Origin of the sequence: Streptomyces sp. NPDC005863, assembly GCF_042871345.1 — a bacterium.
Taxonomy (GTDB): domain Bacteria; phylum Actinomycetota; class Actinomycetes; order Streptomycetales; family Streptomycetaceae; genus Streptomyces.
In genome coordinates, this window is the sequence record NZ_JBIAII010000011.1 from 241,952 (window position 1) to 266,224 (window position 24,273).

General features: G+C 70.9%; 25 protein-coding genes. 16 read left to right on the top strand and 9 right to left on the bottom strand.

From position 1 onward, the window contains the following. Nucleotides 1-27: 27 nt before the first annotated feature. Complete coding sequence (locus ACFYO9_RS31705; protein WP_358777515.1) at nt 28-1,554, bottom strand: TldD/PmbA family protein; 1,527 nt, start codon at nt 1,552-1,554, stop codon at nt 28-30. A 187-nt stretch (nt 1,555-1,741) separates the two neighbouring features. Between ACFYO9_RS31705 and fabG the strand changes: the two genes are divergently transcribed. The 3 genes from fabG (at nt 1,742) to ACFYO9_RS31720 (ending at nt 3,690) form a co-directional block, all read left to right on the top strand. After that, the gene (fabG, locus tag ACFYO9_RS31710; protein ID WP_358712784.1) at nt 1,742-2,461 is read left to right on the top strand and encodes a 3-oxoacyl-[acyl-carrier-protein] reductase; all 720 of its coding nucleotides are present in this window, start codon (nt 1,742-1,744) and stop codon (nt 2,459-2,461) included. Nucleotides 2,462-2,466: 5 nt separating this feature from the next. Further along, nucleotides 2,467-3,228, top strand: coding sequence for an enoyl-ACP reductase FabI (gene fabI / locus ACFYO9_RS31715; protein WP_355818789.1), 762 nt, complete (start codon nt 2,467-2,469; stop codon nt 3,226-3,228). A gap of 141 nt (nt 3,229-3,369) precedes the next feature. Further along, entirely contained in the window at nt 3,370-3,690 is a 321-nt protein-coding gene (locus ACFYO9_RS31720) for a hypothetical protein (protein WP_358777516.1), read from the top strand. Here ACFYO9_RS31720 and ACFYO9_RS31725 read toward each other — a convergent pair. After that, nucleotides 3,674-4,360, bottom strand: coding sequence for an FCD domain-containing protein (locus ACFYO9_RS31725; RefSeq protein WP_358777517.1), 687 nt, complete (start codon nt 4,358-4,360; stop codon nt 3,674-3,676). The two genes, ACFYO9_RS31720 and ACFYO9_RS31725, sit on opposite strands and share 17 nt — an antisense overlap. 98 nt (nt 4,361-4,458) lie before the next feature. Between ACFYO9_RS31725 and ACFYO9_RS31730 the strand changes: the two genes are divergently transcribed. From ACFYO9_RS31730 to ACFYO9_RS31745, 4 genes are all read left to right on the top strand, one after another. Continuing rightward, complete coding sequence (locus ACFYO9_RS31730) at nt 4,459-5,763, top strand: CynX/NimT family MFS transporter (protein ID WP_388666768.1); 1,305 nt, start codon at nt 4,459-4,461, stop codon at nt 5,761-5,763. Between the two features lie 110 nt (nt 5,764-5,873). Then, a complete protein-coding gene (locus tag ACFYO9_RS31735) occupies nt 5,874-5,990 on the top strand; it encodes an SGM_5486 family transporter-associated protein (RefSeq protein ID WP_107059069.1) in 117 nt (38 codons plus the stop codon). Nucleotides 5,991-6,228: 238 nt separating this feature from the next. Then, complete coding sequence (locus tag ACFYO9_RS31740) at nt 6,229-6,444, top strand: hypothetical protein (protein ID WP_358777518.1); 216 nt, start codon at nt 6,229-6,231, stop codon at nt 6,442-6,444. Between the two features lie 88 nt (nt 6,445-6,532). Next, nucleotides 6,533-7,051 (top strand): histidine phosphatase family protein, encoded by a 519-nt coding sequence (locus ACFYO9_RS31745; protein ID WP_355818800.1) that lies wholly within the window; start codon nt 6,533-6,535, stop codon nt 7,049-7,051. A 96-nt stretch (nt 7,052-7,147) separates the two neighbouring features. Here ACFYO9_RS31745 and serB read toward each other — a convergent pair whose 3' ends face one another. Beyond that, nucleotides 7,148-8,362 (bottom strand): phosphoserine phosphatase SerB, encoded by a 1,215-nt coding sequence (gene serB / locus ACFYO9_RS31750; protein WP_355818803.1) that lies wholly within the window; start codon nt 8,360-8,362, stop codon nt 7,148-7,150. A gap of 261 nt (nt 8,363-8,623) precedes the next feature. Next, entirely contained in the window at nt 8,624-10,591 is a 1,968-nt protein-coding gene (locus ACFYO9_RS31755) for a streptophobe family protein (RefSeq protein WP_358777519.1), read from the bottom strand. Between the two features lie 341 nt (nt 10,592-10,932). Here ACFYO9_RS31755 and ACFYO9_RS31760 point away from each other — a divergent pair, with 341 nt between their 5' ends. Then, on the top strand, nt 10,933-13,530 hold the full coding sequence (locus ACFYO9_RS31760; protein WP_358777520.1) for an FHA domain-containing protein: 2,598 nt from the start codon (nt 10,933-10,935) through the stop codon (nt 13,528-13,530). 111 nt (nt 13,531-13,641) lie between these two features. Here ACFYO9_RS31760 and ACFYO9_RS31765 read toward each other — a convergent pair whose 3' ends face one another. Then, complete coding sequence (locus ACFYO9_RS31765) at nt 13,642-14,316, bottom strand: transglycosylase SLT domain-containing protein (RefSeq protein ID WP_355818811.1); 675 nt, start codon at nt 14,314-14,316, stop codon at nt 13,642-13,644. A 476-nt stretch (nt 14,317-14,792) separates the two neighbouring features. On the opposite strand from ACFYO9_RS31765, the gene ACFYO9_RS31770 reads away from it, so the two are divergent. The 4 genes from ACFYO9_RS31770 to ACFYO9_RS31785 all read left to right on the top strand — a co-directional run bounded on the left by ACFYO9_RS31770 (nt 14,793) and on the right by ACFYO9_RS31785 (nt 17,423). Beyond that, nucleotides 14,793-15,938: a GAF domain-containing sensor histidine kinase gene (locus ACFYO9_RS31770; protein WP_355818815.1), complete on the top strand. Its 1,146-nt coding sequence runs from the start codon at nt 14,793-14,795 to the stop codon at nt 15,936-15,938. Further along, nucleotides 15,931-16,593 carry a response regulator transcription factor gene (locus tag ACFYO9_RS31775; protein WP_358777521.1) on the top strand — a complete coding sequence of 221 codons (663 nt, stop codon included), beginning with the start codon at nt 15,931-15,933 and terminating at the stop codon, nt 16,591-16,593. The genes ACFYO9_RS31770 and ACFYO9_RS31775 overlap by 8 nt, the downstream gene beginning before the upstream one ends. Before the next feature lie 162 nt (nt 16,594-16,755). Continuing rightward, a complete protein-coding gene (locus ACFYO9_RS31780; protein ID WP_358777522.1) occupies nt 16,756-17,004 on the top strand; it encodes a chaplin in 249 nt (82 codons plus the stop codon). A 170-nt stretch (nt 17,005-17,174) separates the two neighbouring features. Further along, nucleotides 17,175-17,423 (top strand): chaplin, encoded by a 249-nt coding sequence (locus ACFYO9_RS31785; protein ID WP_355818822.1) that lies wholly within the window; start codon nt 17,175-17,177, stop codon nt 17,421-17,423. A gap of 291 nt (nt 17,424-17,714) precedes the next feature. On the opposite strand, the gene ACFYO9_RS31790 is transcribed toward ACFYO9_RS31785, so the two are convergent. After that, complete coding sequence (locus tag ACFYO9_RS31790) at nt 17,715-18,500, bottom strand: hypothetical protein (RefSeq protein ID WP_358777523.1); 786 nt, start codon at nt 18,498-18,500, stop codon at nt 17,715-17,717. A gap of 121 nt (nt 18,501-18,621) precedes the next feature. On the opposite strand from ACFYO9_RS31790, the gene ACFYO9_RS31795 reads away from it, so the two are divergent. From ACFYO9_RS31795 to ACFYO9_RS31805, 3 genes are all read left to right on the top strand, one after another. Beyond that, a complete protein-coding gene (locus ACFYO9_RS31795; RefSeq protein WP_358777524.1) occupies nt 18,622-19,419 on the top strand; it encodes an ABC transporter ATP-binding protein in 798 nt (265 codons plus the stop codon). Nucleotides 19,420-19,464: 45 nt separating this feature from the next. Next, a complete protein-coding gene (locus tag ACFYO9_RS31800) occupies nt 19,465-19,896 on the top strand; it encodes an NfeD family protein (RefSeq protein ID WP_355818833.1) in 432 nt (143 codons plus the stop codon). Between the two features lie 111 nt (nt 19,897-20,007). Further along, a complete protein-coding gene (locus ACFYO9_RS31805; RefSeq protein ID WP_355818836.1) occupies nt 20,008-20,946 on the top strand; it encodes an SPFH domain-containing protein in 939 nt (312 codons plus the stop codon). 62 nt (nt 20,947-21,008) lie between these two features. On the opposite strand, the gene ACFYO9_RS31810 is transcribed toward ACFYO9_RS31805, so the two are convergent. From ACFYO9_RS31810 to ACFYO9_RS31820, 3 genes are all read right to left on the bottom strand, one after another. Further along, the gene (locus ACFYO9_RS31810; protein WP_355818838.1) at nt 21,009-21,515 is read right to left on the bottom strand and encodes an HNH endonuclease; all 507 of its coding nucleotides are present in this window, start codon (nt 21,513-21,515) and stop codon (nt 21,009-21,011) included. Between the two features lie 164 nt (nt 21,516-21,679). After that, complete coding sequence (locus tag ACFYO9_RS31815) at nt 21,680-22,219, bottom strand: YbhB/YbcL family Raf kinase inhibitor-like protein (protein ID WP_358712805.1); 540 nt, start codon at nt 22,217-22,219, stop codon at nt 21,680-21,682. 48 nt (nt 22,220-22,267) lie between these two features. Next, nucleotides 22,268-23,050, bottom strand: a complete 783-nt coding sequence (locus tag ACFYO9_RS31820) for a sporulation protein (RefSeq protein ID WP_358777525.1) — start codon at nt 23,048-23,050, stop codon at nt 22,268-22,270. Between the two features lie 161 nt (nt 23,051-23,211). Between ACFYO9_RS31820 and ACFYO9_RS31825 the strand changes: the two genes are divergently transcribed. Next, nucleotides 23,212-23,853 carry a DNA-3-methyladenine glycosylase gene (locus ACFYO9_RS31825; RefSeq protein WP_358777526.1) on the top strand — a complete coding sequence of 214 codons (642 nt, stop codon included), beginning with the start codon at nt 23,212-23,214 and terminating at the stop codon, nt 23,851-23,853. The last annotated feature ends 420 nt before the right edge of the window (nt 23,854-24,273 follow it).

Consider the following 24,273-nt stretch of genomic DNA (forward strand, 5'->3'; position numbering starts at 1 on the left):
GACTTTGGCGCCGCTGCCGGCGCTCGATCATGAGCGGCCGGACTCCTCCGAGGTGTTCAGGATGTTCACACCCCGAAACAGTGCGGATGGGCAGCCGTGGGACACGGAGGCGACCTGCCCCGGTTGGGCCTTTCCGCAGTTGAAAGCCCCTCCGAGGACGTATGTTTGGGGCCCTCCGACAGCTTGCATCGAGCCCCAGAACTCAGGGGTAATTCCCTGATAGGCAAAGTCCCGAACCTGTCCGCAAAGGCGGCCGTTCCGGATGGCGTATGCCCTCTGACCCGTAAACTGGAAGTTGTACCGCTGCATGTCGATGGACCACGACCGGTCCCCGACCACGTATATCCCGCGGTCCACGCCCGCGATCAGGTCCTCGGTGCCGAGCCCGGCGGGGTCCGGCTGCAGCGACACGTTGGCCATCCGCTGCACCGGCACATGGCCGGGGGAGTCCGCGTACGCGCAGCCGTTGGAGCGGTCGAAGCCGGTGAGCTTCGCGATGCGCCGGTCCAGCTGGTAGCCGGTCAGCGTGCCGTCCTTGACCAGGTCCCAGGACTGGGCGGCGACGCCCTCGTCGTCGTACCCGATGGTCGCCAGGCCGTGCTCGGCGGTCCGGTCGCCCGTCACGTTCATCAGCGAGGAGCCGTAACGGAGCTTGCCGAGCTGGTCGAAGGTGGCGAACGAGGTGCCCGCGTACGCCGCCTCGTAGCCGAGCGCGCGGTCCAGCTCGGTGGCGTGGCCGATCGACTCGTGGATGGTCAGCCAGAGGTTGGACGGGTCGACGACCAGATCGTACGAGCCCGCGGTGACGCTCGGCGCCCGCATCTTCTCGGCCAACTGCTCGGGGATCATGGCGAGTTCGCTCTCCCAGTCCCAGCCGGTCCCCGTGAGGTACTCCCAGCCCCGGCCGACCGGCGGCGCGATCGTGCGCATCGAGTCGAACTCGCCGCTCGACGCGTCGACGGCCACCGCCGTCAGCTGCGGATGCAGCCGCACGCGCTGCTGGGTGGTCACCGTCCCCGCCGTGTCCGCGTAGAACTTGTTCTCGTGCACGGTGAGCAGCGAGGCGTCGACATGCGCGACGCCGTCCGCCGCCAGCAGCCGCGCGCTCCAGTCGGCGAGCAGCCCCGCCTTCTCCTCGGCCGGCACCGAGAACGGATCGATGTCGTACGAGGAAACCCACGTCTTCTCCGCGTGCACCGGCTCGTGCGCGAGCTCGACCCTCTCGTTCGACCCCGCCGCCTTGATGACCTGCGCGGACAGCTTCGCCATCGCCACCGCCCGGGAGGCGACACGCGCCGCCGCGTCCATCGTCATGTCGACCCCGGAGGCGAAGCCCCAGGTGCCGCCGTGCACCACACGCACCGCGTAACCGAGGTCCGTGGAGTCGGAGGTGCCGGCCGGCCGCGCGTCGCGCAGCTGCCAGGACGCGCTGCGCACCCGCTCCAGGCGGAAGTCCGCGTGGTCGGCGCCGAGCGCCCGCGCGCGGGCCAGCGCGGCGTCGGCGAGAGCCCGCAGGGGCAACGCCGTGAAGGCTTCGTCGATGGAATGGGGCACGGATGTCTCCCTGCTGTCGGCACCGGTCGGGTCCGATCATGTCGCGCCGGACGTGTCGGGGGCCAGAGGCTTTCTGTAGGGATCCGACAGCGCGCACTCCGCGCCACTGTCGGGCACCGATTCTCCGGATCGTCGACGGTACCGATAGGTTTTCGAGGTACCAGCCAGCTATCGAAAGGGTGATCCGTTGAGCCGCTCGGTTCTCGTCACCGGAGGAAACCGGGGCATCGGCCTCGCCATCGCCCGCACCTTCGCCGACGCCGGCGACAAGGTCGCGATCACCTACCGCTCGGGCGAACCGCCGGAGGTCCTCACCGACGCCGGTGTCCTCGCCGTCAAGTGCGACATCACCGACGCCGAGCAGGTGGAGCAGGCCTACAAGGAGATCGAGGAGAAGCACGGGAACGTCGAGGTCCTGGTCGCCAACGCGGGCATCACCAAGGACCAGCTCCTGATGCGCATGAGCGAGGAGGACTTCACGTCCGTCCTCGACACCAACCTCACCGGCACCTTCCGGGTCGTCAAGCGCGCCAACCGCGGCATGCTGCGCGCCAGGAAGGGCCGCGTCGTCCTGATCTCCTCGGTCGTGGGCCTGATGGGCGGTCCCGGGCAGGCGAACTACGCCGCCTCGAAGGCGGGCCTGGTCGGCTTCGCGCGTTCGCTCGCCCGTGAACTCGGGTCGCGCAACCTCACCTTCAACGTCGTCGCCCCCGGTTTTGTCGACACCGACATGACCAAGGTGCTCACGGACGAGCAGCGCGCGGGCATCGTCGCCCAGGTGCCGCTCGGCCGGTACGCGCAGCCCGAGGAGATCGCCGCCGCGGTGCGCTTCCTCGCGTCCGACGACGCCTCGTACATCACTGGAGCCGTCATCCCCGTTGACGGCGGATTGGGCATGGGTCACTGATCACCATGAGCGGAATTCTCGAAGGCAAGAAGATCCTGATCACGGGCGTTCTGATGGAGTCCTCCATCGCGTTCCACGCGGCCAAGGTCGCGCAGGAGCAGGGCGCCGAGGTCATCCTCACCGCCTTCCCGCGGCCCACGCTCACCGAGCGCATCGCCAAGAAGCTGCCCAAGCCCGCCAAGGTCATCGAACTCGACGTGACCAACCAGGAGCACCTGGACCGGCTCGCGGGCCTGGTCAAGGACGAGCTCGGTGGCCTCGACGGCGTCGTGCACTCCATCGGCTTCGCGCCGCAGGGCGCCTTCAACTTCCTCGAGGCCACCTTCGAGGACGTCTCGACGGCGATGCACGTCTCGGCGTACTCCCTGAAGTCGCTCACCATGGCCTGCCGCCCGCTGTTCGAGGACGGCGCCTCGGTCGTCGGCCTCACCTTCGACGCGCAGTACGCCTGGCCGAAGTACGACTGGATGGGCCCGGCCAAGGCCGCCCTGGAGGCCACCAGCCGCTACCTCGCCCGTGACCTGGGCAAGGAGAACATCCGCTGCAACCTGATCTCCGCGGGCCCGATCGGCTCCATGGCGGCCAAGTCGATCCCCGGCTTCGCCGACCTCGCTGACGTCTGGAACACCCGCTCCCCGCTGGACTGGGACATGGCCGACCCGGAGCCCGCGGGCCGCGGCATCGTCGCGCTGCTCTCGGACTTCTTCCCGAAGACCACCGGCGAGATCGTCCACGTCGACGGCGGCGTCCACATGATGGGTGCCTGACCCGCCGGGTCCCGGTACGTTTTCGAGGCCCCGTCCCCGCCGCGCGCGGGGGGCGGGGCCTCACCCGTTCGGCCCCCCGGCCGGGCGGTGGCGGGGGAGTGCCGGGCACCCTGGAGTGTGCGTCCTACCGGTGCGGTGCTCGTGGCCCTCGCTCTTGTGGTCGCCGCGCCGAGCGGCGTCCCGCAGGACGCCTCCCCCGCGCGCGGGGCGACGGCCGGGAAACCCGCGCCGCGGCCCTTCGGCGCGGAGTGCCGCACCGCGGTCGCGGGGCCCGACGTCGTCGCGTACTGCCACAACCCCTACCCGGAGACCGACCACGTCCGCCTGCACGTGGAGTGCGCGCGCTGGTGGGACATCGACAGCGACTCACGGCCCGTCGACGCGCAGCCCGCGCTGACGGTGCGTCTCACCGGGCGGTGCTGGAAAGAGGTCCGCGCGGTCTGGGTCAGCCACCAGAGGTGAACCGCTCCGGGCGGCACATGAAGGGGTAGCCCGCGGCCTCCGCGGCGGCGGCGTCGGCGTCCCCCGCGCGGATCGCGTCGACGAGACGGGCGTGGTCCATGTGCGACTCGGGGGTCAGCTCCTCGCCGATGTCCTCACGCAGCCAGTCCCGCAGGACCTCGCCGAGGTCCGCGTAGAGCGCCGTCATCACGTCGTTGTGCGAGGCGGCGACGACCGCCATGTGGAAGGTCGCGTCGGCCGTCACGAACGCCTCCGCGTCCCCGGTCGCCCAGACCTCCTCGCGGCGCACGAGCAGCGCGTCGAGCTGCTTGAGGTCGCGCTCGGTACGGCGCTCCGCGGCGAGAGCGGCCGCGCTCGATTCCAGGGTGCTGCGCAGCTCGGCGATGTGGCGCGGGTCCGCGTCGGCGAACCTGCGCTGCATCACGCCCGCCAGCTCGCTCGTCGCGACCACATAGGTGCCCGAGCCCTGCCGGATGTCCAGCAGGCCGTTGTGCGCGAGGGCGCGCACGGCCTCCCTGACGGTGTTCCTGGCCACGCCCAGCTGCTCCACCAGCTCGGGCTCGGTGGGGATGCGGGAGCCGACCGGCCACTCGCCCGAGGAGATCTGGGTGCGCAGCTCGGAGATGACCTGTTCGGAGAGTGCCGAACGGCGAGGAGTGGTCAGCGGCATGACGTTCCTTCGTGCGGGGCGGGGCCGGGGGCCGGGAGGGCCGGGTGTGACGCATTCGGATTGGACAGCCAATCATCCCATGATTCTATGATGGCCTCATGGCTAGTGAGGAAACCGGCACGATGACCCCGACGGCGACACCCCCCGCATCCACCGCGACCGGGGTGAAACAGCCCCCCACGCGCGCGTGGGCGACGCGGCTCATCGTCGTCGGCATCGTCCTCGCCGCCATGAACCTCCGGCCTGCCATCACCAGCCTGGGCTCGCTCCTCGAAGAGGTGCGCGACGGCCTCGGCATGAGCGGCACCCTCGCCGGCCTCCTCACCTCCGTGCCGCCGCTCTGCTTCGCCGTCTTCGGCGTCATGGCACCCCGCTTCGCCCGGCGCTTCGGGCCGAGCGCCGTGGTCTGCTTCGGCATGGCAGCGATCGCCGCAGGACTGGTGATCCGCCCCTTCGTCGGCGGCACCGCGGGCTTCCTCGCCGCCACCGCGCTCGCCCTCATGGGCATCGCGGTCAGCAACGTCCTGATGCCGGTCATCGTCAAGCGCTGGTTCCCCGACCGGGTCGGCTCGATGACCGGGCTGTACTCGATGGCGCTGGCCCTCGGCACCTCGCTCGCCGCGGCCCTCACGGTCCCGATGACCGACGCGCTGGGCGGCCGCTGGCAGACCGGACTCGCCGTCTGGGCGGGCCTCGCCGGCGTCGCCGTCCTGCCGTGGATCCCGCTCGTACGGGACCGGGGCCCGGTCGCCGCGGCGGCCCCGGAGCACATCAGCGCGACCGTACGGCAGGAGGACGCCGCGCTGCGCATCACGCACAGCCGCACCGCCTGGGCGCTCGCCGTCTTCTTCGGCCTCCAGGCCACGGCCGCGTACGTCACGATGGGCTGGATGCCGCAGATCTTCCGCGACGCGGGCGTCCCCGCCGGCGAGGCGGGCGTGCTGCTCGCCGTCACGATGGCCATGGGCGTCCCGCTGGCGTTCGTCATCCCCCGGGTCGCCACCCGGCTCACCAACCAGGGCCCCGTCGTGCTGGTCCTCGGCACCTGCGGCCTCGCCGGGTACGCGGGCCTCTACCTCGCCCCCGCGGGCGGCGCCTGGGCCTGGGCCCTCCTTCTCGGCATCTCCAACTGCGCCTTCCCGCTGGCCCTCACCATGGTCGGGATGCGGGCCAAGAGCAGCGCGGGCGTGGCCAAGCTGTCCGCCTTCGCGCAGAGCACGGGCTACCTGATCTCCATCCCGGGCCCGCTCCTGGTGGGCGTGCTCTACCAGCACAGCGGCGGCTGGGGTCTGCCGATCGCGCTGATGGCGGGCCTGATGGTGCCGCAGATCGTCATCGGCACGCTGGCGGGCCGCAACCGCACGGTCGAGGACGAGGTGGCGGCCAAGGCCGCGGCGGCCTGAACCGGGGGAGGCCGGCGGCTCGGTCCCAGGGGCCCGGCGGCCCGACCTCAGGGGCCCGGTGGCCCGACCCCGGCGGCGGTGGGACGGGTACGGGGTGCGAGACTGGCGGTATGCCCGTCCTCGACCCGAACCCCCAGAACGGCCAGAAGAAGCTGCTCATCGTGCTCGGCGCGATGCTGGCCATCACCGTGATCATCGGCATCATCGCCTCCATCGCCTCGCCGTGAGCGGGTGCCCGCGCCGGACCTCGCGGACGCCTGCGCCGGACACCCGCGCAGGACGGCTGTGACGGTCCGAACGGGCCCCGGCGGGGCGGATGGTGGGGCTAGCACCCCCATCCCCTAGGGGGTCAGTGTCAGGGTCAAGTGGGTGGGTTTCCGGATGGGGCCGAGGGGTGCCGGTCGCCTAGATTCGAGGAGTGCCGCGAGGACGCGGCGCGGACCACTCGAAGACCACGGAGGCGGCATGTCGGCCCGATCGCAGACCCGGCGCGACCCGGCCCAGTCGGGCGGCGTCGAGATCCAGCTCCCGTGGTGGGCCATCGCCCTGCCCGCCGTCGCCTTCGCGGCCCTGCTCCTGCTGGTCCTGAACCCCGTGGACGCGCACGCCGCGGCGGGCGATCCGGTCCTCACCGACCTCCTGGAGCGCATACGGGCGATGGTCCTGCGCGCCGCCCCGTGAGCCCCCTCGGGCCGCAGCCGTCACTCCTGTCGGCGGACCGCACCAACTCCCTGCGCCCCATGGCGCGTTTCATGCGAAGCTGGGAAGCATGAGCGTCGCAGAACCCCGCAGGATTGTCCTCTTCCGGCATGCGAAGGCCGACTGGCCGCAGGTTTCCGACCACGAGCGGCCGCTCGCCGACCGAGGCCGCCGGGACGCCCCCGTCGCCGGACGCAAGCTGGCCGACGGCGGCATCGCCTTCGACCTGGCCCTCTGCTCGACGGCGGCCCGGACCCGCGAGACCTGGAAGCTCGCCGTCCAGGAGCTGCCGCAGCGCCCGAAGACCGTGTACGAGGAGCGGTTGTACGAGGCGTCGCCCGGTGAGCTGATCGCCGTGCTCAACGAAACCCCGGACGACGTGCGGGACATCCTCCTGATCGGTCACAACCCCGGTGTGCAGGGACTGACCGACGTCCTGGCCGGGGAGGCCGAGGGCGACGCCATGACGCGGCTGAACCGCCGGGGCTTCCCGACCGCCGCCTTCGCCGTCCTGACGTACTCCGGCTCCTGGAAGGCACTGGAGCCCGGCGTGGCCACCCTCGTCGACTACTGGGCGCCGTCCGAGTAACCCGGCCCCCGCTCCCGCCCACCGTGAAGGGGCCCGGCACCGTGTGGTGCCGGGCCCCTTCGGACGTACGGGGAGGGCTGTCGTGCCCTCGGGCGCTCAGTCCAGGTGCATGTCCGCCGCCTCGACCTCTTCGCGGGTGATGCCGAGGAGATAGAGGACGGTGTCGAGGAAGGGGACGTTCACCGCGGTGTGCGCGGCCTCGCGGACCACGGGCTTGGCGTTGAAGGCGACGCCGAGGCCCGCCGCGTTCAGCATGTCGAGGTCGTTCGCGCCGTCGCCGATCGCGACCGTCTGCTCCAGCGGAACCCCGGCCTCCGTCGCGAAACGGCGCAGCAGCCGCGCCTTGCCCGCGCGGTCGACGATCTCGCCCGTCACCTTGCCGGTGAGCTTGCCGTCGACGATCTCCAGGGTGTTGGCCTGGGCGAAGTCGAGGCCGAGACGTTCCTGCAGATCATCGGTAACCTGGGTGAACCCGCCCGAGACGACGCCCACTTGGTAGCCGAGGCGCTTGAGCGTACGGATGAGGGTGCGGGCGCCGGGGGTGAGCCGGACCTCGGAGCGGACCTTGTCGACGACGGACGCGTCGAGCCCCGCGAGGAGCGCCACGCGGGCGTGCAGCGACTGCTCGAAGTCGAGGTCGCCGCGCATCGCGGACGCGGTCACCTCGGCGACCTCGTCCTCGCAGCCGGCGTGCGCGGCGAAGAGCTCGATGACCTCGTCCTGGATGAGCGTCGAGTCGACGTCCATCACGACCAGCCGCTGCGCCCGGCGGTGCAGGCCCGCCGCGACGACCGCGACGTCCACGCCGAGCTTCGCGGCCTCCACGGCCAGGGCGGTGCGCAGGGTCTCGGTCTCGGTGCCGGACACCGCGAACTCGACGGCGGTGACCGGGTACTTGGCGAGCCGGAAGATACGGTCGATGTTGCCGCCGGTGTCCGTTATACGGGCGGCGATGGCGGCGGTGGACTCCGAGGTGAGGGGGTGGCCGAGGACGGTCACCAGCGACCGCCCGAGACCGCGCGGCCGGTTGTCGCCGATGCCGGAGATGATCTCGGCCTGCATCTTCATGGACTCCGCCCAACTGTGGACGGTGGCACGGAGGTCGCCCTCCAGACCGGCGGGCGGCTCGGTCACGAGCGCGCACAGCACGATCCGGCCACGGGTGACGACCTGCTCGATGTCGACGACGTCGACGGAGTAGGCGGCGAGGGTGTCGAAGAGACCGGCGGTGATACCGGGGCGGTCCTTGCCGAAGATCTTGACGAGAACCGTCGGGACGTCGGCGGGCTGAGGGGGCTGCGAAGCACTCATGGTGATCCCTACGGTATCCGTCCCCATGACGGGGGCGCCCTGCTGGTCCGCGTGGCGGACAGAGGGGCGGGGGCGGGGCGCTGTCGACTGGGAGATACCCGGGCGAGGGCGCGATGTCCGGGCGAGGGCGCCGTGGTGCGCTGTCCGGGGGAGGCGCGGGGCCCGCTTTCCGGCCTGCCCCACCGGGGTCTGCCCCCCCCGGGCCCGCCCAACCCCCGGCTCGTTCCTCGCTGGGTGTGCCCTTCACGTGTGCTGGATCGCTCAGCTGCGGGGGCGGCGTGGGTTCTCCGGGGGAGGAGGTGGGGGCGGTGGCGGGGGAGGCCAGTCGCCCGTGCGGGCCCGGCGGCGGTTCGGTGGGGGTGGGGGTACCAGTGGGCCCGCCACCGTCGGGGCCCCGGAGTTGTCCGCGGGCGGGCGCAGGTACGGGTTCGTGTCGGGGTTCGGGGGCCTGTGCGGGGTACCTGGGCGGTACGGGCCGGGACCGGCAGACCCGGGCCCGGCACCCGCAGGCCCGGGCCCAGCTCCGGCAGGTCCGGCACCGGCAGGCCCTGCACCAGCGGGCCTGGCACCCGCGGGCCCGGCACCCGCGGGCCCGGCTTCGGCAGACCCGCGACCGGTGGGCGCAGCTCCGGCAGACCCGGGCCCCGCGGACTCGGGCCCGTAGGCCCGCTCACCAGCAGCCCCACCCCCAGCAGCCCCGGCACCGCCAGCCCCCGCACCGTAAGCCCCACCCCCAGCAGCCCCGCCCCCCGACGCCCCCGCCCCACCACCCCGCGCCCCCGCCCCACCACCCCGCGCCCCCGCCGACGGCCCCCCGGACGCGCCGGGCACCCCCACCCCCACCAAGGCCCCCGGCCCCGGCACCGCCCCCGCGGCGCACGCCAGCAGCGCTCCCGTCGCTCCCGCCCCGAACCCCCACGCCGCCCCCAACAGTGCCGCGGGCGCCAGTCGGGCGTGCAGGTCGATGCCCGCGCCGAACGCGTCGAAGCCCAGTACGGAGAGCGACGCGTCCGCGGAGACCCCGGTCAGCCAGGCCATCAGCGGGAGCCCCGCCGCCGTCGCCGCCCCGAGGCGCACCCCGCACCGCCCCGCGAGTCCGACGACGGACACCCCACCCCGTACCCACGGAGTCCGCACCGCGGTCAGCACCCCGGCGAACAGCATCATCATCGCCGCGGCGACGCCCAACAGCCAGACCCGGCCGTCGAGTTCGGCCAGCCTGCCGAGCGTGAGCGCCCGGTCGGACGGCCCGGTCAGGAGGTCGTCCACCGGATCCGGCAGAACCCGCGCGAGCGCCCCCGTGGCCCGGCCGTCCCACGGCACGAAGAGTCCCACGGGGATGCCGAGCCACACCCCGTTCGGCGCTCCGAGCAGGGCCGCGCCCGCGATCCGCTTGGGGTGGTCGTCGCCGACCATCGCGTACGCCGCCGCCGCGAGCCCCGCGGCGACCGCCAGCAGCACCACCGCGACCAGCGCGGACACCGCGGGCCGCACCACCCGGTGCAGACACCCCAGAGCGGCCGGCAACGGCGTACGACGGGACGCGAGCAGCGCGACGAGCAGCACCCCTGCCGCCCACAGCGCCCCGCCCAGCAGCGTCGGCGCGGTGTCCACCGTGAACCCGACGGATGCCTTCGCCTTCGCCAGGTCACCGAGCCGGTCGGGCAGGAGCCCGCCGATGTCACCGAGACCGCCCGGCAGCTTGTCCCCGATCCCGCCCGGAAGCTTGTCGACGCCCTTCTCGATCCCCTTGTCGATGCCGAGCCGCTCACCGTCGATCGTGATGAGGTCGTGACCGGCCCAGGCGAGCCCCGCGAGCATCGCCACGAAGAGGGCGATCACCGCGCCGGCCCGGGCGAGGAGTTCGGCCGGCGCGATCACGGCCCCGGCCGCCCGCAGCGAGCGCAGGAAGAAGTGCGCGAGGAGCAGCGCGCCCACCAGGCCCACGCCGAGTGGCGCGATATCGATCGTCGTGGCGGTCTCGGCGCCGTCGAGGCCGAACGCCGAGACGTCGCCGGACGGCGTGACGGAGCCGCCCGCGCCCAGCGCGACGGTCGCCGCCGTCATCGGCCCGAGCGAACCCACCGCGTCGGCGCCGAGCAGGTGCAGCCCGAGCGCGGCCGTCCCCGCCATGCCGACGAGCGCCCAACTCACCGCCGCGACCGCGGAGAGCAGCACATCGCCCCACCGCACGCCCCGACCTTCACCTTTGTGCTCGTCGGCCGTCATGAGGACCCCCCGAACCGCAGTGCGCCGCCCCATCGCCACCGCGCAGACGTCCCCTGCGTATCCCGCAACTCATACGCCTAAAAGGGACGATGAGCGCCATGAGCGTGATGGGCGAAATACGCCCTATGCGCATGATCCGTATGCACTGATGGGTGCTTACCACTCTCCGGGGCGATATCTGCCCCGTCAACGGGGCGGCCCGTCACGCCCGTACGCAGTCTTCACAAGGCCCGACTTTCGGTCAGAGCCCTCCGCCTGAAATAGTTCCTCCCGATGTTCGACATCCCTAGACTCCCCATCGATGGGGGCTAGCTCGGGGGACAACTCACGTGGGGCATGGAGTGCCGGAACTCGTACTGGAATTGAATGGCAGGACCTGGACGCTGGACGCGTCCAGGCCGTACACCCTCGGACGTGATCCGCAGGGAGATATCTCGCTCGACGACGCCAGGGTTTCCTGGCGGCACGCGTCGATCAGCTGGAGCGGGCGCAGTTGGGTCATCGAGGACCACGGCAGCACCAACGGCACCTTCGTGCAGGGACAGCGCATCCACCAGATGGAGATCGGCCCGGGCACGGCCGTCCACCTCGGCAACGCGACCGACGGCCCCCTGGTGAACGTATCCGGCAGCGCCGCCGCCGTCTCCGCACCGCAGCACGCGCCCCAGCAGCACCAGCAGCAGTACCAGCACCAGCACCAGCAGCAGGCCCCGTACCAGGCGCCGCAGCAGCAGGGCTGGCCGCAACAGCAGGTACCACAGCACCAGGCACCACAGCACCAGGCACCGCACCAGCAGGCGCCGCAGCACCAGCCCCAGCAGCAGTACCAGTCGCACGTGCCGCAGCAGCAGGGTGGCGGTCCGTCCGAGCAGTACGCACAGAAGACACCGGGCTCCGGCGGCGTCGCGGGGGCCCCGCCGGTCTACGGTGACCGCAGCCCGACCACGTTCCACCAGCTGGCACTCGGCCGCAAGATGCGCATCGGCCGCGCCCTGGAGAACGAGCTCGTCGTCTCCGACCTGCAGGTCTCGCGCCACCACGCCGAGTTCACCGCGACGCCCGACGGCCGCTTCGAGCTGCACGACCTCGGCTCGCACAACGGCACGTACGTCAACGGCCAGCCGATCGCGAAGTCCTCGACGGTCCTGATCGGCCCGAACGACATCGTCGGCGTCGGCCACTCGACCTTCCGCCTCGTCGGCGGACAGCTCGAGGAGTTCGTCGACACCGGTGACGTCTCCTTCTCGGCCCGCCACCTCACGGTCACCGTCGACGGCGGCAAGCAGATCCTCAAGGACGTCTCCTTCGGCGTCCCCGAGAAGTCGCTCATCGCGGTCATCGGACCCTCGGGTTCCGGCAAGTCCACCCTGCTCAAGGCGCTCACCGGCTACCGGCCCGCCAACCAGGGCGACGTGCTCTACGACAACCGCAACCTGTACAAGCAGTTCGCCGAGCTGCGTCAGCGCATCGGTCTGGTCCCGCAGGACGACATCCTGCACAAGGAGCTGACCGTCAAGAAGGCCCTCAAGTACGCGGCCAAGCTGCGCTTCCCCGCGGACACCACCGAGGCCGAGCGCGAGTCCCGCATCGACGAGGTGCTGCGCGAGCTCAAGCTGGACATCCACAAGGAGAAGAAGGTCACCTCCCTCTCCGGTGGCCAGCGCAAGCGCGTGTCGGTCGCCCTGGAGCTCCTCACCAAGCCCTCGCTGATCTTCCTGGACGAGCCGACCTCCGGCCTCGACCCGGGCATGGACCGCGACGTCATGCAGCTCCTTCGCGGCCTCGCCGACGACGGCCGTACGGTCCTCGTCGTCACGCACTCGGTCGCCGAGCTGGCGATCTGTGACAAGCTCCTGGTGATGGCGCCGGGCGGTTCGGTGGCGTACTTCGGCCCGCCGGAGGAAGCCCTCAACTTCTTCGGCTACAGCACCTGGGCCGACGTCTTCTCCGCCTTCGAGAACTACCGCGACTACGACTGGGCGGGCCGCTGGAAGGGCTCGCAGCACTACCAGATGTACGCCGCGGACATCGACGCCGTCGCCGCGCAGTCCGTACAGATGCCGCCGCCCCAGGCGGTGAAGCCGCCGAAGCCACAGGGCTGGGGCTCACAGCTGTGGACCCTGATCCGCCGCTACACCTCGGTGATCGCCTCCGACAAGGGCTTCATGGGCCTGATGGTGATCCTGCCCGCGGTCCTCGGCATCGTCAGCGTCGTGATCCCCGCCGACTTCGGCCTCGCGCCACCGAAACCGCCCATCAAGTTCAACGGCGACGCCGGCACCATCATGCTGATCCTCGCGGTCGGCATGTGCTTCTCGGGCGCCGCCAACTCCGTACGTGAGCTGATCAAGGAACGGGTCATCTACGAACGGGAACGGGCCACCGGCCTCTCCCGCTCGGCCTACCTGATGTCCAAGGTCATCGTCCTCGGCGTCATCACGGCCATCCAGGGCGTCATCATCTGCGGCATCGGCTTCGCCCCGCGCGAGCTGCCCGCAGAGGGCCTGATCATGCCGCCGGCCGTGGAGATCTGCCTGACGATCATCGCCCTCGGCTTCACCTCGATGATGTTCGGCCTGGTCATCTCCTCGCTGGTGAAGACCGCCGAGAAGACCATGCCGCTGCTGGTCATGTTCGCGATCGTCCAGGTCGTCTTCACCGGCGTCCTCTTCCAGATCTACGGTTCGCCCGGCCTGGAGCAGTTCGCCTGGCTGATGCCGTCCCGCTGGGCCATCGCCGGCGCCGGCGCCACGCTCGACCTGGCGCACCTCATGCCGCCGTGGGACCCGAAGAAGCCGGGCGACCTCGACCCGCTGTGGGAGCACTCGGTCGGCCAGTGGAGCCTCAACATCACGGTCCTGATCGTGCTCGGCGTCATCTGCGGCTTCGTGGTCGCGCGGCTGCTGCGCCGCCACGAGCCGGAGGTCATGCGCAAGTAGGCGCCGCGCAGGGCACACGACAAGGGCGGCACCCCGTACGGGGTGCCGCCCTTCGGCGTCCATGGGCCTCAGCTTCGGCTGAAGAGGTCCCGTTGATCAGGCGATCAAGGCTCAGTAGGCGCTGTTCACGTTGTCCATCGACCCGTAGCGGTCGGCGGCGTAGTTGGCCGCGGCCGTGATGTTGGCGACCGGGTCGTAGATGTTCGTGGACGTGCCGTCGACGTGGTAGGCGTCGAACGTCGGCTTGATGACCTGGAGCAGACCGATCGACGGGGTGCCGTTGATGGCGTTGATGTCCCAGCCGTTCACGGCCTGCGGGTTGCCCGCGGACTCCCGGATGATGTTGCGGTGCAGACCCTCGTAGGAACCGGGGATGCCCTTGGACTTCATGATGTCCAGGGACTGGCGGATCCAGCCGTCGAGGTTGTTGGTGTAGACGGGCTTGCGGGCGGCGGCGCGGCTGGCGGCCTCCTTGGCCTTGCGCTCGTCCTCGGCCTTCTTCTTCGCTGCGGCCTCGTCGGCCGCCTTCTTGGCGTCCTTGGCCTGCTTGTCCGCGTTGGACTGCTGCTTGGCGACGCCGGCGTGCACCGCCTGCCGGGCGTCGGTCGACGCGGCGAACGCCACGGGGGAGACGTCGGTGGTGGCCTGGGTCGAGGCCTCGGAGTTGCCCGGCACGAGGGAGAACGCGAGGGCAGCGGCGCCGAGCGTGGCGACACCGGCGATCGAGAACTTCTGGGCCTTGCTCACGGGGGCGTGACTGAGCCCGTACAGGTGCTGCTTGGACATGCGAGTGGGACCTCTTCGAATAGCGGAGGTCGCTCTGGTCCGGAGGGGACAGGTTCTTCGTTCCGGCACAAACGCCGCGGTGGTCAGTTCCGCGGCGCCGAGCGACGGGAGCAATTCTTAGCGGGCGCAAAATTCTGAGGCAAAGCTGTGACGTACGATGCCGGGTAGTGGATCAGGGGGTCGGTGCGGGCCCCCAGCAGGGTCGGACAGCCCGTACATAAAGGAAATCCTCCTCCACTAGGGGTCTTCGTACGTGACGTGGGTCCTATGCGCGGGCTCACATCAGCCACGTAACAGTCTCACCGTGAGTTGCCGAACCAACGCTCTCCGTGACGCCTCGGTGTGTCGCCCTCACGCCGCCTTCCGCACCTCTCGCGCGGGCGCGGTCCGGGACCATCGGCCTAGGCCTCGGGGCCTAGGCGGCGGCCTCCACAGGTCGGATACGTGCCGTCACACCCCGCCGGTACGGTGTGACCATGAGTCAAGGACCCCGATCCGGCCTGACCGCGGTGAGCTCCGCGCTCCTCGCCATGAGCAGGCATCTGGAGGTGCGCGACGTCCTCAAGACGATCGTCGCCTCCGCCCGCGAGCTGCTCGACGCCGAGTACGCCGCGCTCGGGGTCCCCGACGACCACGGGGGCTTCGCCCAGTTCGTCGTCGACGGCGTCAGCGAGGACCAGTGGAAGGCCATCGGCCCGCTGCCCCGGCAGCACGGCATCCTCGCCTCGATGCTCCAGAAGGGCGAGACCGTCCGCCTCGGTGACGTGCGGGAGGACCCCCGCTTCGGCGGCTGGCCCGCCGCCCACCCGGAGATGTCGGACTTCCTCGGCGTGCCCATCCACTCCGACGGCGAGACGCTCGGCGCGCTCTTCCTCGCCAACAAGAACTGCCCCAAGCCACAAGGCGGTTGCGGCTTCACCGAGGACGACGCGGACCTCCTCTCCATCCTCGCCCAGCACGCCGCCATCGCCCTCACCAACGCCCGTCTGTACGAGCGCAGTCGCGAGCTGACCATCGCCGAGGAGCGCTCGCGCCTCGCCCACGAACTGCACGACGCCGTCAGCCAGAAGCTCTTCTCGCTGCGCCTGACGGCACAGGCCGCCACCGCCCTGGTGGACCGCGACCCGTCCCGGGCCAAGGGCGAACTGCAGCAGGTGGCGGTGCTCGCCGCCGAGGCGGCGGACGAACTGCGCGCCGCCGTCGTGGAGTTGCGCCCCGCCGCCCTCGACGAGGACGGCCTGGTGGCCACGTTGCGCACCCACATCCAGGTGCTGCACCGCGCGCACTCCGCACAGGTCACCTTCGAGAGCAACGGCGTGCGGGCGCTGCCGGCCTCGCAGGAGGAGGCCATGCTGCGGGTCGCCCAGGAGGCCCTGCACAACGCCCTGCGCCACTCCGGCGCGGAGCGCGTCGCCGTGACGCTGGACAAGCGCGGCGCCGGAGCCGTGCTGCGCGTCACCGACGACGGCGGCGGCTTCGACCCGAAGGGCATTCGGAGCGCGGGACGGCATCTGGGCCTGGTCTCCATGCGGGACCGCGCGAGCGGGGTCGGCGGACGGCTGACCGTGGAATCGGAGCCCGGCAAGGGCACCACGATCGAGATGGAGGTTCCCGGTGGCTGACGCTGTGCTCAACGCGCGGACAGGGATCCGTGTGCTGCTGGTCGACGACCACCAGGTGGTCCGCCGGGGACTGCGTACGTTCCTGGAGATCCAGGAGGACATCGACGTCGTCGGCGAGGCGTCGGACGGCGCCGAAGGCGTCGCCAGGGCCGAGGAGTTGAAGCCGGACGTCGTCCTGATGGACGTCAAGATGCCCGGCATGGACGGCGTCGAGGCGCTGCGCAAGCTCCGCGAGCTGGCCAACCCCGCGCGCGTCCTCATCGTCACCAGCTTCACCGAGCAGCGCACGGTCGTCCCGGCCCTGCGCGCCGGCGCCGCGGGGTACGTCTACAAGGACGTCGACCCCGACGCCCTCGCCGGCGCCATCCGCTCCGTGCACGCGGGCCACGTCCTGCTCCAGCCGGAGGTCGCGGGCGCGCTGCTCACCCAGGAGGAGGCGGGCGCGAGCCAGGGCCGCGGCGGCTCGCTCACCGAGCGCGAGCGCGAGGTCCTCGGCCTCATCGCCGACGGCCGCTCGAACCGCGAGATCGCCCGCGCCCTCGTCCTCTCCGAGAAGACGGTCAAGACGCACGTCTCGAACATCCTGATGAAGCTGGACCTCGCCGACCGCACCCAGGCCGCGCTCTGGGCCGTACGCCATGGGGTGGCCGGCTGACCCGGCCGCCGGCGGACCCTTCTCCTCCGGTCGTCGTTCATCCGGACTGAGATTCATACCGTCGTGTAGATGTCCCCCACTTGGCGTATCCATCGCGACGCCGGGGCGTTCTCCAGTGCGTGCTGCGGCGATCGACCGCAGCTGCTCAGGAGGAAGACAGAAGTGAAGAACCTGAAGAAGGCAGCCGCCGTCACGATGGTCGCCGGTGGTCTGGTCGCGGCCGGCGCCGGCATGGCCTCCGCCACCCACGGCGGCGCGCACGCCGACGGTGCCGCCACGCACTCGCCCGGTGTCGTCGCCGGCAACCTGATCCAGGCCCCGGTCCACATCCCGGTGAACGCCTGCGGCAACACCGTCACCGTCATCGGCGCCCTGAACCCGGCCTTCGGGAACATCTGCGCGAACGTCTGATCGCACCCCGCGATCCACCGGCCGCGTCCGCACGACGCACGCGACCGGTTCCGCGGCCGGCCCCGCGCCACCTTCACGGCAGGGCCGGCCCCCGTTCACCGCATCCCAGCGCCACGCGCACTCTTCCGACCCCGTACCCGGGTCGCCCTGTCTGCAGGAGGAGCACTCCCATGAACAGCATCGCCAAGAAGGCCGCCGTGGCCGTCGTCGCCGCCGGACTCGCCGCGGGCGCCTCCGCCGGCGTCGCGTCCGCCACCTCCGACGCTCAGGCCAACGGCGCCGCCACCAAGTCGCCCGGCGTCGGCTCCGGCAACCTCGTCCAGGTGCCGGTGCACGTCCCGGTCAACATCACCGGCAACAGCGTCAACGTCATCGGCCTGCTGAACCCGGCCTTCGGCAACGCGACCGTGAACCACTGACGCACGCACCAGCCCCACCCCGGGCCCCGCGGACCCCTGTCCCGCGGGGCCCGACCCCGTCCCGGCCCACGCGAAGCCGCCGTCTCCCCCGAACACACACCCCACAGAGAGCCGCCCGCCCCGGCACGAAGCCTCGCCCGCCCGGCGTGGGGCCACGACCCCGCCGCGAAGGCCTGCATCCCCCGCCCGGGGGCCCACCGCGCCCGACGCCGCACTCGGGCTCGGCGGTCCCCTCGCGCCGGGGAGGTCACCCGACCCCGCCGGCCACCCCGCCCTGGTCCCGGCCCGCGCTCAGCGCCCGCGCTCCCGCTCCTCTACATACGCGTTGAACGCGGCCACCTGCGCCCGGCGCGCGGTCCGCTCCACGGGGCGCAGGGCCTCGACGCGCGCGGCCATCTCCGACGCGCTCACCGCCCCGCCGTGCCCGTTCTCGTACGCGAGGGAGATCAGCAGCCCGACCCGCTGCGCCAGCTCCAACACCCGTACCGCGCGCGGCGGATAGCCCGGAGCGAGCACCTCGCGCCCCCGCTCGGCCCGCGCCCGGTACGCGTCGAGCGCCGCCTCCGCGACCGGACCCGACCCCGCCACATCGAGCCGGGACAGGACCTCCGTCGCCTCCCGCAGCGCCTCCGCGAGCTCCCGCTCGGACTCGCCGAGCGAGGGCACATCGGCGGGCGGCGCCTCCCGCACCGGCAGACAGTGCCAGACGACCTCCACGTGTACGTCGCCGTCCGGGCCCGCCTCGTACACCTCGGGCACGAGCCCGTACGGCGCGCCGAACCCGACGACGGCCTCCTCCGCCTCCAGGGCGCGCGCGTTGAAATCCGGCGGGCCGCTCAGGCCGAGCGGATGCCCCGGCGCGGGCAGCGCCACCCGCAGACCGGTCACCCCCAGCGAGCGCAGCCGCCCCATGGCGAGCGTGAGCCCGACCGGGCCCGCCTCGCCGGGAAGTCCTTCGACCCGGTGCACCGCGTCCTCGCCGACCATCGCGAGCACCGCGTCATCCGGGGAAACAAGTCCGGCCAAAAGGGCGTTTCCCCATGCGGCCAGACGTCCTGAGCGTGGTTCCGAGAGCATGCACACAGCCTAAGGACCGGCCTCGCGACAGGAACGCCCGACCGGTGGCGTAGGTTTTATCCGGGGGCCGCGTCCACCGACGCGAGCGACGACCGAGACTGCAATGGGAGACAGCGCGCTCATGAGCGATGTACTGGAGCTTGAGGACGTATCTGTGGTCCGCGAGGGCCGGGCTCTGGTGGACCAGGTCTCCTGGTCGGTGAAGGAGGGCGAGCGCTGGGTCATCCTCGGCCCGAACGGCGCGGGCAAGACCACCCTCCTCAACCTCGCCTCCAGCTACCTCTTCCCGAGCACCGGCGCCGCCACCATCCTCGGCGAGACCCTCGGCAGGCCCGGCACAGACGTCTTCGAACTCCGCCCCCGCATCGGCGTCGCCGGCATCGCGATGGCCGAGAAGCTCCCCAAGCGCCAGACCGTCCTCCAGACCGTCCTCACCGCGGCGTACGGCATGACCGCCGGCTGGCACGAGGACTACGAGGACGTCGACGAGCAGCGCGCCCGCGCCTTCCTCGACCGCCTCGGCATGAGCGACTACCTGGACCGCAGGTTCGGCACCCTCTCCGAGGGCGAGCGCAAGCGCACCCTGATCGCCCGCGCCCTGATGACCGACCCCGAGCTGCTGCTCCTCGACGAGCCCGCCGCCGGCCTCGACCTCGGCGGCCGCGAGGACCTCGTCCGCCGCCTCGGCCGCCTCGCCCGCGACCCGATCGCCCCCTCGATGATCATGGTCACGCACCACGTCGAGGAGATCGCCCCCGGCTTCACGCACGTCCTCATGATCCGCCAGGGCAAGGTCGTCGCCGCGGGCCCGCTGGAGCTGGAGCTGACCTCCCGCAACCTCTCCCTCTGCTTCGGCCTCCCGCTCGTCGTCGAGCAGCGCAACGACCGCTGGACCGCGACGGGCCTCCCGCTCAGCTGATCGGCACCCTGTCCCGCAGGGGACCGGCGGTCCTACCATGGCGGTGTGGACATCGACGCATGGGTGTGGTGGCTGATCGGCGCCGCCGCGCTCGGAATCCCGCTCGTACTGACCGCGATGCCCGAGTTCGGCATGCTGGCCGTGGGCGCCGTCGCGGCCTCCGTGACCGCCGGCTTCTTCGACGGCGGCACGGTGCTGCAGGTCGTGGTCTTCGCCGCGGTCTCGGTCGCCCTCATCGGAGTCGTACGGCCGGTCGCCGCCCGGCACCGCACCCAGCGACCCGAACTGGCCACCGGCGTCGACGCGTTGAAGGGCAGATCCGCCGTCGTCGTGGAGCGCGTCGACGGCAGGGGCGGCCGCATCAAGCTCGCCGGCGAGATCTGGTCGGCCCGCGCACTCGACACCGACCAAGCCTACGAGGCGGGCCAGGCGGTGGACGTCGTCGAGATCGACGGAGCGACGGCCGTCGTCATGTGAATGCCCCACGAGCGGTACGACGTTCTGACAGACTCGATCAGCAAGATCTTTGAGATCCCGCGGACGACCCCGCGGACAACCGCCGAGTCATGAAGGGTACGGGGAGCCACGATGGAACCCATCATCATCGTCCTGATCATCCTGGTGGTGCTGGTCTTCATCGCCCTGATCAAGACGATCCAGGTCATCCCACAGGCCAGCGCGGCCATCGTCGAGCGCTTCGGCCGCTACACACGGACGCTCAACGCGGGCCTGAACATCGTCGTCCCGTTCATCGACTCGATCCGCAACCGCATCGACCTCCGTGAACAGGTCGTCCCCTTCCCGCCCCAGCCGGTGATCACCCAGGACAACCTCGTGGTGAACATCGACACCGTCATCTACTACCAGGTGACCGACGCCCGCGCCGCGACGTACGAAGTGGCCAGCTACATCCAGGCGATCGAGCAGCTAACCGTCACCACACTGCGCAACATCATCGGCGGCATGGACCTGGAGCGGACCCTGACCTCCCGCGAGGAGATCAACGCGGCCCTGCGCGGCGTCCTCGACGAGGCCACCGGCAAGTGGGGCATCCGCGTCAACCGCGTCGAACTCAAGGCGATCGAGCCGCCGACCTCCATCCAGGACTCGATGGAGAAGCAGATGCGCGCCGACCGCGACAAGCGCGCCGCGATCCTCCAGGCCGAAGGTGTCCGGCAGTCGGAGATCCTGCGCGCCGAGGGTGAGAAGCAGTCCGCGATCCTGCGCGCCGAAGGTGAGGCCAAGGCCGCGGCCCTGCGCGCCGAGGGCGAGGCCCAGGCGATCCGTACGGTCTTCGAGTCCATCCACGCGGGCGACCCGGACCAGAAGCTCCTCTCCTACCAGTACCTCCAGATGCTCCCGAAGATCGCCGAGGGCGACGCGAACAAGCTCTGGATCGTCCCCAGCGAGATCGGCGACGCCCTCAAGGGCCTGGGCGGCGCGCTCGGCAACTTCGGTCCGCTGGGCGGCGGTTCGGGCAGCGGCCCCTCCGGCAAGGAGCGCCGCGAGCAGCCGACGATCGACTGACGAGCCCCATCAGGGGCGCGGGGAACTGCGCGACCAGCCAAGAACGGCCCGCGGCCGAAACGTCAGGCCGCGGGCTGAGCCAGCCACTCGGGCAACGAGGCCAACTCGTCCCGCCCAAGCGCCAAGAGCATCGCATCCGCGGGCGTCGGCTCGAACGGCTGCCGCAGCAACGGCATCCCGGCCTCGTCCGGCGTCCGGTTGGCTTTGCGGTGGTTGTCCAGGGCGCACGACGCCACCGTGTTCAGCCAGGAGTCCGCGCCGCCCTGCGACCGCGGCACCACGTGGTCCACGGTCGTCGCCCGCCGGCCGCAGTACGCGCACCGGTGCCGGTCCCGGACCAGCACACCCCGCCTCGACCACGGAGCCTGTCTTCGGAACGGCACCCGGACGTATCTGCAGAGCCTGATCACCCGCGGTACGGGAATGTCGATCGCGGCGGCGCGCACCCGGAGCCCGGGGTGGGCGTGCTCGACGACGGCCTTGTCCTGGAGCACCAGAACGACGGCCCGGTTGAGCGACACCGTCGAGAGCGGCTCGAAGCTCGCGTTCAGCACCAGCGTGTCCCGCATCAACCTGCCCACCTCCCGTATGCACCGGCCCACCGCCTGGCGGGCTGGGATCAACTCTGGCCGGGCACGCCGAGATGGACAACGCAATAAAAAATGCCCGCCCCTGATCACTTCCATGACCAGAGGCGGGCAAACAATCGGTGAACGGTCAGTTCACATCCCGCTCAGCTCTCCGCGGGCGCGGCGTACTCGGCGATCACCTGCGCACGCGCGAGCGTGTGGAACCGGAGGTTGAAGCCGACGAAAGCGGGAGCGGCGTCCGAGTCGGGGCCCAGCTTCTCCTGGTCCACCGCGTACACCGTGAACACATAGCGGTGCGCACGGTCGCCGGGCGGCGGCGCGGCACCGCCGAAGTCCTTCGTCCCGAAGTCGTTGCGCACCTGCACCGCGCCCTCGGGCAGCCCCTTGAACGCGCCGCTGCCCGCACCGCCCGGCAGCTCGGTCACCGAGACCGGGATGTCGAAGACGGTCCAGTGCCAGAACCCGCTGCCCGTCGGGGCGTCCGGGTCGAAGCACGTCACGGCGAAGCTCTTGGTCTCCGGCGGAAAACCCTCCCACCGCAGCTGCGGCGAGGTGTTCCCGGCCGCGTAGACCTGCGCGTCCTTCAGGACCGCACCCGGCTCGAAGTCGTCGCTCACCACCGTGAACGACGGCACGGACGGATGGAAGTCATGGGGAAGCGGCGGCCTCTTGAGCTCGGTCACGTCGGCACCTCCTGGTTGATTGCGGGTCCTCGCTGATCGTCTCCGAGCCTAGGACCAGTTGCGCTTGCTGCCGACCTGGGACAGCCACTCGTTCAGGTACGCCGCCCAGTCCGTGCCCTGGAAGTCGTTCAGCCCCACCTTGAACGAGCGGAAGGAGTCGCTGCCCTCGCTGAACAGACCAGGCTTCTTGTCCATCTCCAGGACGACGTCCATCTCGCGGTCGTCCGCGACGAAGCTCAGCTCGACCTGGTTGAGCCCGCGGTACTGCTGCGGCGGGAAGAACTCGATCTCCTGGTAGAACGGCAGCTTCTGCCGCGTCCCGCGGATGTGACCGCGCTCCATGTCCGCGCTCTTGAAGCGGAAGCCCAGCTGGATGAAGGCGTCAAGGATGGCCTGCTGCGCCGGCAGCGGGTGCACGTTGATCGGGTCGAGGTCGCTGGAGTCGACCGCGCGCGCGATCTCCAGCTCGGTGGTGACGCCGATGTTCATGCCGCGCAGCTGCTGCCCGTCGATGCTCGTGACCGGCGTCTCCCAGGGGATCTCCAGGCTGAACGGCACAGCGTGCACCTGGCCGGACTGCAGCGTGAACGCGCCGCCGAGCCGCACCTTGGTGAACTCGATGTCCTGCTTGGTCTCCTGGTCGTTCCCCTCGACCTCCACGCGGGCCTGCAGCCCGACGGAGAGCCCCTCGATCTGCTGGTCCACCGACCCGCCCTGGATGCGCACCTCACCCTGGACCACACCGCCCGGGACGACGTTCACCTCGGTCAGCACGGTCTCGACCGAGGCACCGCCGGCACCCATGCTCGCGAGCAGCTTCTTGAACCCCATGACTCTCCTCCCCAGGCCGCCGCCTGTGGTTCGTCTCGACGTGAATCTTCGATCGGTACAAACGCGAGGGGACCGCGCCCGGTTCCGCCCCGTCACCCTGAGATGCGGGTGACCCGAAGGCCACCCGCGTTCGCGGACCACCTGTACTACGCTCGTACGGCATGATCGTGGCCCCTGACCGTACGCCCCTGACCCGTGACTTCTTCGACCGCCCTGTGCTGGAGGTCGCGCCGGACCTGCTCGGCAGAATCCTCGTGCGCGACTCGGCGGAGGGGCCGATCGAAGTCCGCCTGACGGAGGTCGAGGCGTACGCGGGTGAGGTGGACCCCGGCTCCCACGCGTACCGCGGCCGCACGGCACGCAACAGCGTGATGTTCGGACCGGGCGGACACATGTACGTCTACTTCACGTACGGCATGTGGCACTGCATGAACCTGGTCTGCGGTCCCGACGGCAAGGCCGGCGCGGTGCTGCTGCGCGCGGGGGAGGTCACGGTGGGCGCGGACCTGGCCCGCACCCGACGACTCTCGGCCCGCAACGACAGGGAACTGGCCAAAGGCCCGGCCCGCCTCGCCACCGCCCTCGACGTGGACCGCCGGCTCGACGGCAGCGACGTCTGCGGCGACCCGGACTCCCCGTTCACCGTGCTGACCGGCTCGGCCACCCCTTCCGACCAGGTGATGAGCGGACCACGCACCGGAGTGGGGGGTGAGGGCGGCGTCCACCCGTGGCGCTTCTGGACGGCCAACGACCCTACGGTGAGCCCTTATCGGGCCCATACGCCCCGGCGCCGACGAACTTGACGCGCCCTGGGGGGATCCGTAGTGTAGTCCGAGCCGTTGAGCCGGGTACGACAATCTGTCGGAAGCCGGAAGCGGCCAACCACTACCCAACGACTTCCCCTCAGCGGGGTCTTATTCGGCGTGCCCGCATGCCTGAATTCGAACTCGCGGAACTCGATTATGAGTTGCGGAGGGAATCCGCTAACGTAGTGAACACGCCGAAAGGCAAAGGCCCTCCAACGGCCACCGGAAATGAAATCCGAACCGGAAACGGAACGGAAAACGGATCTGGTAGGGTTGGAAACACGAAATACCGAAGGGAAGCGCCCGGAGGAAAGCCCCAGAGAATGTTCTGCGGGTGAGTACAAAGGAAGCGTCCGTTCCTTGAGAACTCAACAGCGTGCCAAAAGTCAACGCCAGATATGTTGATAACCCCGTCTC

Bases quoted from the DNA above. Each gene is read 5' to 3' on its own strand.
- ACFYO9_RS31735 (WP_107059069.1), top strand. From the start codon at position 5,874: ATGCCCGTCCTCGACCCGAACCCCCAGAACGGCCAGAAGAAGCTGCTC.
- serB (WP_355818803.1), bottom strand. From the start codon at position 8,362: ATGAGTGCTTCGCAGCCCCCTCAGCCCGCCGACGTCCCGACGGTTCTC.
- fabI (WP_355818789.1), top strand. From the start codon at position 2,467: ATGAGCGGAATTCTCGAAGGCAAGAAGATCCTGATCACGGGCGTTCTG.
- ACFYO9_RS31825 (WP_358777526.1), top strand. From the start codon at position 23,212: ATGATCGTGGCCCCTGACCGTACGCCCCTGACCCGTGACTTCTTCGAC.
- ACFYO9_RS31770 (WP_355818815.1), top strand. From the start codon at position 14,793: ATGAGTCAAGGACCCCGATCCGGCCTGACCGCGGTGAGCTCCGCGCTC.
- ACFYO9_RS31740 (WP_358777518.1), top strand. From the start codon at position 6,229: ATGTCGGCCCGATCGCAGACCCGGCGCGACCCGGCCCAGTCGGGCGGC.
- ACFYO9_RS31765 (WP_355818811.1), bottom strand. From the start codon at position 14,316: ATGTCCAAGCAGCACCTGTACGGGCTCAGTCACGCCCCCGTGAGCAAG.
- ACFYO9_RS31820 (WP_358777525.1), bottom strand. From the start codon at position 23,050: ATGGGGTTCAAGAAGCTGCTCGCGAGCATGGGTGCCGGCGGTGCCTCG.
- ACFYO9_RS31725 (WP_358777517.1), bottom strand. From the start codon at position 4,360: ATGCCGCTGACCACTCCTCGCCGTTCGGCACTCTCCGAACAGGTCATC.
- ACFYO9_RS31810 (WP_355818838.1), bottom strand. From the start codon at position 21,515: ATGCGGGACACGCTGGTGCTGAACGCGAGCTTCGAGCCGCTCTCGACG.
- ACFYO9_RS31785 (WP_355818822.1), top strand. From the start codon at position 17,175: ATGAACAGCATCGCCAAGAAGGCCGCCGTGGCCGTCGTCGCCGCCGGA.
- ACFYO9_RS31795 (WP_358777524.1), top strand. From the start codon at position 18,622: ATGAGCGATGTACTGGAGCTTGAGGACGTATCTGTGGTCCGCGAGGGC.
- ACFYO9_RS31755 (WP_358777519.1), bottom strand. From the start codon at position 10,591: ATGACGGCCGACGAGCACAAAGGTGAAGGTCGGGGCGTGCGGTGGGGC.
- ACFYO9_RS31790 (WP_358777523.1), bottom strand. From the start codon at position 18,500: ATGCTCTCGGAACCACGCTCAGGACGTCTGGCCGCATGGGGAAACGCC.
- ACFYO9_RS31730 (WP_388666768.1), top strand. From the start codon at position 4,459: ATGGCTAGTGAGGAAACCGGCACGATGACCCCGACGGCGACACCCCCC.
- ACFYO9_RS31805 (WP_355818836.1), top strand. From the start codon at position 20,008: ATGGAACCCATCATCATCGTCCTGATCATCCTGGTGGTGCTGGTCTTC.
- ACFYO9_RS31745 (WP_355818800.1), top strand. From the start codon at position 6,533: ATGAGCGTCGCAGAACCCCGCAGGATTGTCCTCTTCCGGCATGCGAAG.